General features: G+C 40.2%; 9 protein-coding genes. 4 read left to right on the forward strand and 5 right to left on the reverse strand.

Going from position 1 to position 12404, the window contains the following annotated elements:
* Positions 1-152: 152 nt before the first annotated feature.
* Positions 153-446 (reverse strand): TIGR03792 family protein, encoded by a 294-nt coding sequence (locus tag ACPZ3T_RS09230; protein ID WP_490275437.1) that lies wholly within the window; start codon positions 444-446, stop codon positions 153-155.
* 136 nt (positions 447-582) lie between these two features.
* Here ACPZ3T_RS09230 and ACPZ3T_RS09235 point away from each other — a divergent pair, with 136 nt between their 5' ends.
* From ACPZ3T_RS09235 to ACPZ3T_RS09245, 3 genes are all read left to right on the forward strand, one after another.
* Positions 583-906: a phasin family protein gene (locus ACPZ3T_RS09235; RefSeq protein ID WP_490275439.1), complete on the forward strand. Its 324-nt coding sequence runs from the start codon at positions 583-585 to the stop codon at positions 904-906.
* A gap of 78 nt (positions 907-984) precedes the next feature.
* Positions 985-1512 (forward strand): FKBP-type peptidyl-prolyl cis-trans isomerase, encoded by a 528-nt coding sequence (locus ACPZ3T_RS09240; protein WP_490275441.1) that lies wholly within the window; start codon positions 985-987, stop codon positions 1510-1512.
* A gap of 281 nt (positions 1513-1793) precedes the next feature.
* On the forward strand, positions 1794-2513 hold the full coding sequence (locus ACPZ3T_RS09245) for a class I SAM-dependent methyltransferase (RefSeq protein WP_490277166.1): 720 nt from the start codon (positions 1794-1796) through the stop codon (positions 2511-2513).
* Between the two features lie 18 nt (positions 2514-2531).
* Here ACPZ3T_RS09245 and ACPZ3T_RS09250 read toward each other — a convergent pair whose 3' ends face one another.
* Complete coding sequence (locus tag ACPZ3T_RS09250) at positions 2532-3056, reverse strand: cytochrome b (RefSeq protein WP_490275443.1); 525 nt, start codon at positions 3054-3056, stop codon at positions 2532-2534.
* 380 nt (positions 3057-3436) lie between these two features.
* Positions 3437-5743, reverse strand: a complete 2307-nt coding sequence (gene pbpC / locus ACPZ3T_RS09255; RefSeq protein ID WP_490275445.1) for a penicillin-binding protein 1C — start codon at positions 5741-5743, stop codon at positions 3437-3439.
* A 242-nt stretch (positions 5744-5985) separates the two neighbouring features.
* On the opposite strand from pbpC, the gene ACPZ3T_RS09260 reads away from it, so the two are divergent.
* Positions 5986-11709, forward strand: coding sequence for an alpha-2-macroglobulin family protein (locus ACPZ3T_RS09260; RefSeq protein ID WP_490275447.1), 5724 nt, complete (start codon positions 5986-5988; stop codon positions 11707-11709).
* Positions 11710-11800: 91 nt separating this feature from the next.
* Here ACPZ3T_RS09260 and ACPZ3T_RS09265 read toward each other — a convergent pair whose 3' ends face one another.
* Both ACPZ3T_RS09265 and ACPZ3T_RS09270 read right to left on the reverse strand, forming a co-directional pair.
* The gene (locus tag ACPZ3T_RS09265) at positions 11801-12163 is read right to left on the reverse strand and encodes a DUF5615 family PIN-like protein (RefSeq protein WP_490275449.1); all 363 of its coding nucleotides are present in this window, start codon (positions 12161-12163) and stop codon (positions 11801-11803) included.
* Positions 12160-12399 (reverse strand): DUF433 domain-containing protein, encoded by a 240-nt coding sequence (locus ACPZ3T_RS09270; RefSeq protein ID WP_490275451.1) that lies wholly within the window; start codon positions 12397-12399, stop codon positions 12160-12162. Before ACPZ3T_RS09270 ends, ACPZ3T_RS09265 begins: the two co-directional genes overlap by 4 nt.
* Positions 12400-12404 lie beyond the last annotated feature (5 nt).

The following is a 12404-nucleotide window of genomic DNA, read 5'->3' on the forward strand; positions in this document are numbered from 1 at the left end:
GGCTGTGGATTTTAAGATAATTGCAGAAAGGAATGTTGAGAGGATTTTAAACGCAGAGGGGAGGAAGGTAAGCGCAGCGAAAAGTTCTGGAGGAGGGTTTCCCGCCGTAGGAAACTTTTCAAGAGAGAGGTACGCGGAGAATTGAGGGTGAATTACCATAGTTGATATTCTTTTGATTCTATTAGGTGATGGTTATTAGGTACGGCTTGGGTAAATTTTTGTTCTATGGCGGCTAAATCTTCTGAGGGTATGGCTTGCCATTGTGCTTGAGTTTCCCAACGAATAATCAATGTTACTTCTGTGGGATCTTGGGGGTTAAGCCATACTTCTTTACCTAAGAAACCTGGATACTTAGCTAAGGCGGTTGTCCAAATGGCTGCATCGTGTTGGAGATAATTTTCTCGTGTCTCAGGAGCAACTTTAAACTTAAGAAATTCTATAACCATACTGTTTCACCCCGTGTGTTCGCCAATTTGCCAAAATAGAGTTGTAGGCTAGAGTAACTAAACTTCCAGCATAGCTTGATTGCACTCACTTACAAGCAAAGATCAGCTGGTTTGAAATAAGTAACAGGAAGGAAGTATGGACAGCAACAACTGGTTGCAGCAACTCATGATGCTTGGTATTGGGACAACTTCTCTGGTGGCGGAGAAACTGAAGGAAGTTGGCGATGAATTGGTGAAGGATGGCAAGCTGAATCCTGAGCAAGCAAAAACTGTGATGGATGACATTGTAGAGCATTTAAAGTCTGAGCAGGGAACTTGGGAGGTGCAAATGCAACGACAAATGCGGAATATGATGCAGGATTTGGGTGTGGCGCGTCAGTCGGAGGTGGATGAACTGCGGGGAAGAATTGACCGCTTGGAACGTCAAGTGAGAGATTTAGAGAATAAGCTTTGGCGTTAGGATCAGCTTGTGTTTTAAACTAATTTTGTCCTGTTGGTAATTTTGATTGCCAAACTATCCCTGTTGGGAGGGCTAATTTTGAAAGCAATTTTACTCAGCGTGGGTATCATGCTGGTCTGTGTTGTAGTTTTAGTGTTGTCACAAATTGGCGGTAAGCAGGAATCTGCTATTGCTGGGACTGTGATTACAACTACTCCACCAGTAGCCACAAGCGTTAAAGAAAACAATACCTTAATAGCGAGCAATGATATGTCTGATGCTGCCAATGCCATTACTACCCCTTCTGGTTTAAAGTATGTAGAACTAGAAGAAGGAACTGGTGCAACCCCTAGCAAGGGGCAAACGGTGACAGTACATTACACCGGTACTTTAGAAGATGGTACTAAATTTGATAGTTCCCGCGATCGCAATCGTCCCTTTAGTTTCACCATTGGCGTTGGTCAAGTGATTCAAGGTTGGGATGAAGGACTCAGCACGATGAAAGTCGGTGGTCGTCGTCAATTAATCATCCCCCCAGAATTAGGCTATGGTTCTCGCGGTGCAGGTGGCGTAATTCCCCCTAACGCTACCCTGTTGTTTGATGTGGAATTATTAGGGGTGAAGTAGATTATTAGGGGTGTAGGGGTAGGCTGTTGACTTTGTTGAAATTTGGGCGGTTTTTAGTAATTTTGTACGCGATGTTTAATTTGTGCCTCAAAGCCTTCTCAAAACACAGTTTCAGCCATCGTAACTACGCACATTTTTTGCATGGACAAAATCCCAAAAAAGGTACAGAGTCAACAGCCTAGTGTAGGGGTGTAGGGGTGTAGGGGTATAGGGGTAAAATCCAATACCCAATGCCCCATGCCCTATGCCCCATGCCCAATTCCCAATGCCCAATACGTAAAATGTCTAAAAATCCTTCCCACAATTCTCTATTTTCTCTCAATTCTCAACAAGAAAAATGGCAGCAGCGCATAGCGCAGGTTGCACTTCGGTTTAATAAACAGTATCAAAATCAGCCTTTTGAATTACCCGAAGAAGTGCAGGCGATGCCTATATTTCAAGAATGGAAATCGGGACTGTTGACGGGAAGAATTGTTTCGTCGTTTTGGGAAATTGCCAAACCCCAAAAAAATCAGCACTGTTTGGATATTGGTTGCGGTGTTAGCTTTTTGATTTATCCTTGGCGTGATTGGCAGGCGTTTTTTTACGGTCAAGAAATTAGTAATGTGGCGCGAGATACTTTAAATTCTCGTGGTTCACAGTTAAATTCTAAATTATTTAAAGGAGTGGAATTAGGGGCAGCCCATCAATTAAATTATGATGCAGGGACATTTGATTTAGCGATCGCTACCGGATTTAGCTGTTATTTTCCCCTAGAATATTGGAGTGCTGTCCTCACAGAAGTCAAGCGCGTATTAAAGCCCGGTGGATTATTTGTATTTGATATTCTCAACCCCGAACATCCGTTAGCAGAAGATTGGGCGGTATTAGAAACTTATTTAGGTGCAGAAGTATTTTTAGAACCTGTGGCTGAGTGGGAGAAAGCCATCAAAACATCTGGAGCAAAAATTGTCACCCGATTAACGGGAGAATTATTTGATTTATACAAGATAAAATTTTAATTTTGAACTGATTCATTATCAGAAGTTAATTCCTACTTTCGTGATAAAAAAGCTTTTAAATCTCCGCCAGTTTGCCTTTACAACTTTCCATTGTTGTAGGGTATGCAGCAGAATCAAAGCCAAAAATGTATAGGCTATCCAAAAATGAATGCTTCTACCTAAATCTACTAAACTAGAGTTTTGTGGAAAAAAATCAGGTAACTTCAACCAAAAAAAACTGACATTATTACTGCGATAAGAATTAGAAAAAAAGAACCCACTGACTGGAACTGCAAACATCAATATATAAAGGACAGTATGCAGGATAAATTTACGTGTCCATTCAGGAGTAAATCTAGGCAAATTTTTAGTGTATTTTCGCCACCATACCCGCAACAAAACTAAAATCCGCCAAGTGAGTAAAGCTAATACCAAAGCACCTATTGATTTATGAAAATCATATAATTCTGATCTAAAAAAAGTTCCACGGGATAGACGCGCCATACCTGAACCAGTGATAAATAAAACTAAGTAACAGACAAACATGATCCAATGTACAGACATGAGTTGCTTAAACGCAGAATTAACCCTAGCTTTCTTAACTACTGATGTTAAATTCATATCAATACAAGTGATTTTGTTATAGTTTTACCTTGCAGTTTGATGAGGCTTTTTTACTGTTTTTTGGTTAGGTAGGTTAATTAAATGAGTAATGAGTAATGAGTAATGAGTAATGAGTAATGAGTAATGAGTAAATACCCATTAGTTATTACTTCACAAATAATCTTAATATATCTTATCTTATTGTGATAAGCAAATTACAATTGCTAACTTAAGTGCTGGATAATTTTACGGGTGCGATCGCACTTTGGTATGATTGGAAATTCCCCCTGCCCCCTGCCCCCTGCTCCCTTGCCTAAACCGTGATAGAATATTGTTGGAGATTATGGGTTTTTTTGAGAACTCACTACAGAAAATCCCCGGCGAGTCGGACGAATATTAGCTAACTCTACATTAAAAGTAACTTTATCGCTTTTTTCCCCGCTTTTCGCTGCTAAAGTCCAGCTACCAGGACTTAAGTACCAAAATGTAGATTTACCTTGACTATCTAGCTTTTCTCCATTTAGCCACCACTCTACAGAATTAGATGGATTTCCGGCTAATTTAAATTCTAATTTTTGTTGTCCTTCTCCACCCGGATATAACAAGAACACATCACCATTATGGGGAGATACAATCCTCAATTTATCAGCAACTAAACTTGATGACGGCTGTTTTGCTAGCCATTCGTTATACTCTGAAGGTAAATTAAAATCTTGCTGATTTTCGTAGGCAATTTTATCTTGAGGATAAAAATATTCTTGCACCACAGAGTTACATTCTGGTGTTGGTTTTAACCCAGAAATAGCACAGATAGGTAGTTTAATTAAACCTGCTGGAGAGGGAAAAGCGGCTGGCTCTTGGCGTTCGTGCAGGTGTAACATGATACGCTGCCATAGCGGTGCTGCACCCATCACTCCTGACACTTGGCGCATCGGTTCACCGTTAAAATTTCCTACCCAAGTTGCAACGGTGTAGTCGGTAGTGTAGCCGACTGTCCAAGTATCGCGGTAGTTGGAGGAAGTTCCAGTCTTTACAGCTACGGGGAAGGGCAAGTTTAATACTGAGTCTACACCAAAAGCAGTGGCACGGGCATGATTATCACTGAGCATATCGGTGATGAGTTGCCATGTAGTGGGATTTGGGGTTAAGGGAATTGGGTTAACGGAATGGGGAAGGGTGGTTACTAACGGGGTGGTTTTTCCTTGTTGGGCTAGGGCGACGTAGGCTTGGGCGAGTTCCCAGAGGGTGACTTCACCACTACCGAGTGTTAAACCTAAACCGTAATATTCTGGGGTTTGTTTGAGGTGGGTAAAGCCGAGTTGATGCAGACGTGTTAAGAAAGATGGTACGCCGACTTTTTCTAAAACGCGCACGGCTGGTATATTGAGAGAATTGGCTAAAGCGATGCGGACTCTGACAGGGCCGAGGAATTTTTCGGTGTAATCTGTGGGACTATAAAGTTGTGCGCCGGGAATAGCGTAATGGGTGGGGACATCTGCCAAGATGGTGTTTGGACGAATTGCACCTGTTTCTAAAGCCAACTCATACACAAACGGCTTGAGGGTAGAACCGGGTTGACGTAAAGCCTGTACACCGTCGTTGCGTCCTAGTTTAGCTTCGTTAAAGTAATCAGGTGAACCAACATAAGCTAAAACCTCCCCCGTATGGTTGTCAATTACCAAAGCCGCCGCATCATTGACATTGTTAGCGGTAAGGCTAGAAATAACCTGCTGTACTTGCGCTTCTACAAATTGTTGTAAAGGTTTATCTACAGTAGTGCGAACAGGGGAAGTAATTTCAGTCTGGGATGGCTGACTGGCTAACCAAAATAAAAAATGAGGTGCGGCGAAAATTCCTCTTGTGCGTGACTGAAAGACGACGTTTTCCGTGAGGGTTTTTTCAGCTATTGGCTGAGTAATATATCCATCCTGCACCATGCGGTTAAGCACATATTTTTGTCGTTGCTTGAGTCTTTCCCCATGCTGTAACGGATCAAAATAAGTAGGATTATTAGGAATAGCAGCCAGTAGACTAGCTTGGGCAATATTTAAATCACTAGCGGGAATAGAAAAATAAGTTCTAGCGGCAGCTTCTACACCGTAGATATTACCGCCCATTGGCAGACGATTAATATATGCAGACAAAATTTCATCTTTATTCATCCCGGCTGCTAACCGCCAAGCCAACCACACCTCATGCAATTTCCCCGAAAAATTCCGGGGAGACGGTGCTAACATCCGTGCCAACTGCATAGTAATAGTAGAAGCACCAGAGACAATTTTTTTCTGACGAATAGCATCTTGGCTAGCGCGGATAATAGCTTTGATATCCAACGCACCATGATGATAGAAACTACCATCCTCCGCCGCTAAAATTGCCTGAATAAACTGCGGTGAAACTTCCTTAAGTGGTACAACTGCCGTATGTTCTTGGTCACGAGTGAGGATTGTACCTAATGGTAAACCATTGCGATCGCTAAATTCCAAAGCCAACTGATTTTGTCTAATATCAGCAGCACGAATTGGTGCAAAATAAGGCAACAATCGCACAAATAAGCACATCAACAAAACAGCTAAAACCACCTTAATACTTTTACGCCGTCTAAATTGTTGTGTAATCTTCCGCCGCCAAACCTTTACCCTATTCATCACACAATTAAATACTATTTCATCTCAAATAACTACACATCCAGCTTTCAACTTAACGTTTTCCCACCCAATTAATTTACAAAAATTCATCAAAACCAAACAATTAAAAATTGTAATCATTTCAGGAAACAATCCTACAAAATTGGTTATCCATATAAATAATGTATAAAACTCATCCTCTTTTCCTTTGCGTCTTTGCGCCTCTGCGCGAAACAAATCTTATCCTAAATCACCTACCCAGCATGATTATAAAAACCCTCATGCGATTCCTACTAATCCTTACCCTCACAATAGGAATCGCATCCTGTAACTTCATTGGCATATCATCAAAACAACAACTTCCTACCGTCAAAGCACTCACCCCCCCCAATTTACCAGATTGGATTGAACAAATTAGCCCCATAGGTAACGCCAAACCCCTCAACCAAATTCGCATTCGTTTCAAAGAACCATTAATTCCCGTCGAACAACTAGACACCCCCGAACAACAAAACCTGTTACAAAAATTTGCACTTTGGCCACCCTTACCCGGACAATTTCGCTTTTTAACACCCCGTATGGTAGGCTTTCAACCAGAACAAGCCCTACCCCAAGCCACCAGATTACAAGTTACCCTCAAAGCAGGTTTAGCAGACTTAAAAAATCATCGCCTAGACAAAGATTTAGCATGGACATTTAACACAGAACCAATTGAAATCACAAATTTACCAGGTGTAAACCCTGTAGAAAAAGCCGAAATTCAACCAGTAGACTTACAACCAAAACTGCAATTTACCTCAAACACAGAACTTAACTTAGCTTCCGTACAAGAACATCTCCAATTAATTCCCGAAGGTAAAAATAAAGGAATTAATTTCAAATTAGCTTTAACCAAAGACGAAGCCACAAAAACAACAGAAGCATCAGAAAAATTTGACCCCTCAACCCGCAATTGGGTATATGATTTATTTCCCCAGCAAAACTTAGATAAAGCCACCAATTACCGCCTCGTATTTTCCCCTGGTATCTTACCTGCAACGGGTAACTTACCAACAGAAAAAGAATTTGTCAGTAAAATAGCCACCTATTCACCTTTAAAATTTCAAGAAATTCATTTTTACGGACAACCAGACGCAGGCGGAACTTATGGCAGATTTGTTAAAGGTACTCCCCAACTAGAATTTAATAATATATTAATTGCCGATTCAGCTAGGGAAAATATTAAAATTGAACCCGCACCACGAGATATTTCTAGACTGTTGCAAATTGGTGAAGAAGATAGATATGTCACTATCAACCCTTATGCTTTAAATCCAGCTACCAATTACACAATTACTATTGGCAAAGATTTAAAAGATAAGTTTGGACAAACATTGAGTAAACCTGTCACCCTGAAATACAATACTGGTGATTTAGCAGGCGATATTTGGACACCATCGGATTTACATATTTTTCCATCCGGGCAGAATTTACAACTCAATATTAGTACAGTTAATCTCCCAGAATCCCAATATAAAGCCGCTTATCAAGTAGTACAACCTACAGATTTAGTTTACGTCAGAGGTGCTTATCCCCAAGGGAATAATACTGATTTATTACCTAAACCTACTGCATGGGAAAACTTTAAAGTTGCCAATAAGAAAAATCAGCAAGTTGATGTCACTGTACCACTACGAGAAAAGCTTGGTGCTGCTACAGGAATGTTAGCCTATGGTGTACAGGCACGCACAAATAAATATCAAGATAATGGTAAAGAACTGTGGCGAGAACCTACAATTTACGGCTTAGTACAATTAACCAATTTAGGTGTATTTAGCCAATGGTTTCCTGAATCTGCTTTGATTCGTGTTAATCATCTCAGTGATGGTTCGCCTGTGCAAGCTGCACCAATTGAAATTTATCAATTAAGATTTGAGGCGAAATATCGTGATCCGGTGCAACCTTGTGCTACAGGTAAAACAGATAATGATGGTAATTTAAGACTGCAACTGTCAGATTTACAATCATGTTATACAACTAATAAAAAGTTTGTCAAATCACCAGAATTATTAGTAGTTGCCCGTGAAAATCAAGATTGGACATTTACTAAAACCGAAGAATATAGCGGTGTTTATGGTTATGGAATTGATGCAGGTTGGGCAGATAATCAACCAGTATCTCGTGGGGTGATATTCTCAGATAGGCAGTTATATCAACCAGGAGAAAAGGCGGCTTTCACTGGTTTTGCAGATTATTTAGTCAATGGTGCTATCCAGCAAGATAAAAATGCACCATATCAATTAACTCTGGTAAATCCCGATGGACAGAAGACAGATTTAGGTAAGAAAAATACAAATGAATTTGGGACGTTTTCTCTAGAGTTACCAATTAATAAAACTCAAAAATTAGGCTATTACAATATCCAAGCTAAAGGTAAAGATGGGAGAGAAATTTCTGGTGAGTTTCGCGTAGCTGAATTTAAACCCCCGAATTTTAAAGTTGAACTCGATTTAGACAAAGAATTTGCTTTAGTTGGCGAACAAGTAGAAGCGAAAGCAGCGAGTAATTATTTATTTGGCGCGCCTGTGGAGGGAGGAGAAGCCAAGTATTTTATCACTCGTCGCCAAGAGAATTTCATCCCGAAAGGTTGGGAAGAATTTAGTTTTGGTAGACAATGGTTTTGGCCTGAAGAAAGTCCTGCTGTACCCAGTGATGTTTTAGAAACTAACACCAAATTAGATGCACAAGGGACAACCAGTCAAACGGTAACAGTAGCGAAAGATTTACCCTATCCCATGACTTACCGTGTAGATGTGCAAGTTGCAGATGTTTCTAACTTATCTGTGGCTAATTCTAAATCTTTTACAGCTTTACCAAGTAACCGTCTCATTGGTTTGAAAACGAATTTCATTGCTAATGCTGGTAAAGAATTTCCGGTAGAAGTAATTGTCACTGAACCTACAGGAAAACCAATTACTAATCAACGGGTGCGGCTAGAATTACAACAGATGAAATATAGTAGTGTGACGCAAGTAGTTGAAGGAAGTAACACAGCTAAAAATCAAGTTGAATATAAAACAGTCGCACAGACTGAAGTGTTATCAGCAGACAGTCCGAAAATTGTCAAATTAACACCAACTGAATCAGGTACATACCGTATTCGCGCTAACTTTAGTAATACTCAAGAAGAACTGACAGCCACAGATAGCCAGATTTGGGTGACAGGAAATAACTCTGTTTATTGGGGTTCAGAAGAACAAAATCGCTTAGAAGTTAAGTTAGATAAAAAAGAATATCAACCTGGTGAAATTGCTACCGCATTAATTCAATCTCCCTACGCAGACGCAGAGTTATATTTTGCCGTCATTAAAGATAAACCCCTGTATCAACAACTAACAAAAGTTTCCGGTGGCGCACCACAAATTCAGTTTCAAGTTACGCCAGAAATGTTACCGAATGCAGCAGTTGAAGCTGTGTTAGTTAGACAAGGGAAACCTATTAGCCAAGTAGAAGTAGGAAGTTTAGATAAATTAGTTAAAATTGGGTTTACACCTTTCAAAGTCAACTTGCAAGATAAATATTTAAAAGTGCAAGTTACGCCATTGCAAGCATCACTAGAACCGGGTGCAGACTCAACCGTACAATTAGAACTCAAAGACAACCAAAACAACCCCACCCAAGGACAATTAACTGTGATGGTGGTGAATGAAGCAGTATTACAATTATCTGGTTATCGTCCACCAAATTTGGTAGATACAGTTTATGCAGAACAACCCATATCTACCCGCTTCAGCGATAATCGTCCTGATGTGGTGATACAACCCCAAGATGTGGCTAAACCCAAAGGCTGGGGTTATGGTGGCGGTTTTTCCAATAGTGCAGCTAATACCCGTGTCCGCACAGATTTTCAGCCTTTAGCTTACTATAATGCGTCCGTTCTCACCGATGCTAATGGTAAGGCGCAGATAAACTTTAAATTACCCGATGATTTAACGACATGGCGGGTGATGGTTGTCGCTACCGATGGAAATCTCCGCTTTGGGAATGGTGAGGCGACGTTTATCACTACCAAACCACTGCTAACTAATGCCATATTGCCACAATTTGTCCGTCCAGGCGATCGCATCTTAGCCGGTTTATCTGTCACCAATAACACTGGCACTTCAGGAAACTTAACAATTAACGGTGAACTTCAGGGTAATGTCAAATTTGCCCAGAAAAACCCCAACACCACCAATTTACAAACCAAAACCGAGTCAGCAACTCAAGCTTATCGCTTTCCAATGGTGGCGGAAAATGTCGGTGTAGCGCAAGTCCGCTTTACCACCCAGTTAAATAATACAGCCGCCGATGCCTTTGCTGTGCCATTGGAAGTCAAGCCATTAGAAGTTACAGAACAAGTTGTAGAAACCGGCGTAACTGAAAAGCAAGTCAAAATTCCTCTCAATGTTGATAAAAGTGTCTACCCCAATGCTGGCGGTTTAGATATTCAACTAGCGAGTACCTTAATTCCCGAAATCAAAGCACCAGCCAAACAAGTATTAGCAAATGATGATTTACCCTTTGCTGAACCTGCGGCGAGTCAGTTAACAATTGCGGCTAATTTACAAACTTTATCTCAGAAATATAGCCAAACTTTTGCAACATTCAACCCTCAGCAACAGGCAAATCAAGCTATTACTCAATTAGAAAAATTGCAAATCGCCGATGGTGGTTTTGCAGCCTTTCCAGGACAAGAAAAATCAGATCCTTGGGTGTCTGCTTACGCTGCTGAATCTTTAATCCAAGCGCAAAAAGTCTTTCCCAATGCGGTAAATACTGCCATGTTATCCCGCTTAAAGAATTATTTGCAGAAAGTCTTAGCAAATCCCAGACAATATAATTTTTGTATACACCGATTGTGTAGAACTCAACTCCAACTCAATGCTTTAATTGCTTTAGCAGAACTTGGAGATAAACGCAATAGTTTCTTGAATGATATTTATCAACAGCGTAATAGCTTTGATATCGTCACCCAAATCAAACTAGCAAGATATTTATCACAATTCCCAGAATGGCGAGATGAATCACAACAAATGTTGAACCAGTTACAAGAAAATATCTACGAAACTGGACGTACAGCCGTGATTAGCTTACCCCGCAGTTGGGAATGGATGAGTTCAAATACCACAGCACAAGCGCAGGCTTTAAGGTTATTTATCGCCAATCAAAGTAAACCCGAAGTCATCGATAAATTATTCCAAAGTCTGTTAGCACTACGACGGGATGGCACATGGCAAACTAACTATAATAATGCTCAAGCTTTGACAGCATTAGTAGAATATAGCCAACTCCAACCCACACCACCCAACTTTTTAACCACAGTTCAATTAGCAGGTAAAAAATTAGGAGAAAACCGCTTTAATGGATATGAAAATCCTAGTTTACAGCTAAATTTAGCAATGGATAAATTACCTCGTGGTCGTCATGATTTAACACTGCAAAAATCTGGTAATGGTAAACTACATTATTTAGTAGCTTATAGTTACCGTTTACCAGGAAATCAACCAGGAAGATTTAACGGTTTACGGGTGACAAAAGCTATTAGCAAAGTTGGAGAACGCAAGCCTTTACAAAAAACAGGAATTTACGCTTTTGATAAACCATTGAATGTAGACAGTGGACAGGTATTTGATATTGGTTTAGAAATAATTGCAGATCATCCTGTAGATCATGTAGTCATTAAAGATCCATTACCAGCAGGATTAGAAGCCGTAGATCAAAGTTTTCAAACTGCAACAGCCGCCTTACAAGCACAGGCTGATAGTTGGCAACTTGGCTATAGAAATATCTACCGCGATCGCATTATCGCCTACGCTAACCACCTTGAACCAGGAGTTTACAGCCTACACTACTTAGTCCGTTCTGTAACTCCTGGTACATTCCTTTGGCCTGGTGCGGAAGTGCATTTACAATACGCACCGGAAGAATTTGGACGTTCAGCCAGTTCTACCCTGCAAATTGAATAAACTTATTGTATACATCTTGAATATCATGTCCTGTTCATACTTGTGATGTAGCAACTGTTGAACAGGATATGATATCATTGTATGCTGTTATTTAGATAGGCAATTTTCTGACTCGAAAATAGCGATCGCTCACAGAAATAATCGCACCTGTGGCTAAATCCAACTCAAAGCGATTCAATACTTCTGCCAAACATTCATTGATAATTTCGTAACTTTCATTTCCCAATCTAAATAAAATTACACTGGGTAATGTAGCTTTAGTTACTGCTAATAAATAACCAAAATCCAAATCTACTGTTAACAAAATTCGCCCTTCAAACCGAGCTTTTACTAAAATATCATCATCTGCTAATCTTTCTAGACCTTCATCAACTAAATGTACCGCATCATAACCAGCAGATTTGAGCCAATTTACAGTACGTGGTGAGATACCCATGTCTGCTAAAAATTTCATCCAACTTGCTCACCAAGTATGGGAAAGACTTGTTCGCGTGCTAACCATGCAGCATACATCAATGATTGCTGAATATCTTCCGATTCCAAATATGGATAATCTTCTATAATTTCAGCCGCAGTTTTACCATTGGCAACCAAATTTAAAATTAGTGAAACTGGCACTCGCATTCCCCGAATACAAGCTTGTCCACCCATAATCTGTGGGTCAAATGTAATGCGGTCAAATCCTAACATATATT

It is taken from the genome of Aliinostoc maniaoense (assembly GCF_058172895.1).

Coding starts and splice junctions, on each gene's coding strand:
- ACPZ3T_RS09250 (WP_490275443.1), bottom strand. CDS start 3,056: ATGTCTGTACATTGGATCATGTTTGTCTGTTACTTAGTTTTATTTATC.
- ACPZ3T_RS09230 (WP_490275437.1), bottom strand. CDS start 446: ATGGTTATAGAATTTCTTAAGTTTAAAGTTGCTCCTGAGACACGAGAA.
- ACPZ3T_RS09235 (WP_490275439.1), top strand. CDS start 583: ATGGACAGCAACAACTGGTTGCAGCAACTCATGATGCTTGGTATTGGG.
- ACPZ3T_RS09270 (WP_490275451.1), bottom strand. CDS start 12,399: ATGTTAGGATTTGACCGCATTACATTTGACCCACAGATTATGGGTGGA.
- ACPZ3T_RS09245 (WP_490277166.1), top strand. CDS start 1,794: ATGTCTAAAAATCCTTCCCACAATTCTCTATTTTCTCTCAATTCTCAA.
- pbpC (WP_490275445.1), bottom strand. CDS start 5,743: ATGAATAGGGTAAAGGTTTGGCGGCGGAAGATTACACAACAATTTAGA.
- ACPZ3T_RS09265 (WP_490275449.1), bottom strand. CDS start 12,163: ATGAAATTTTTAGCAGACATGGGTATCTCACCACGTACTGTAAATTGG.
- ACPZ3T_RS09260 (WP_490275447.1), top strand. CDS start 5,986: ATGATTATAAAAACCCTCATGCGATTCCTACTAATCCTTACCCTCACA.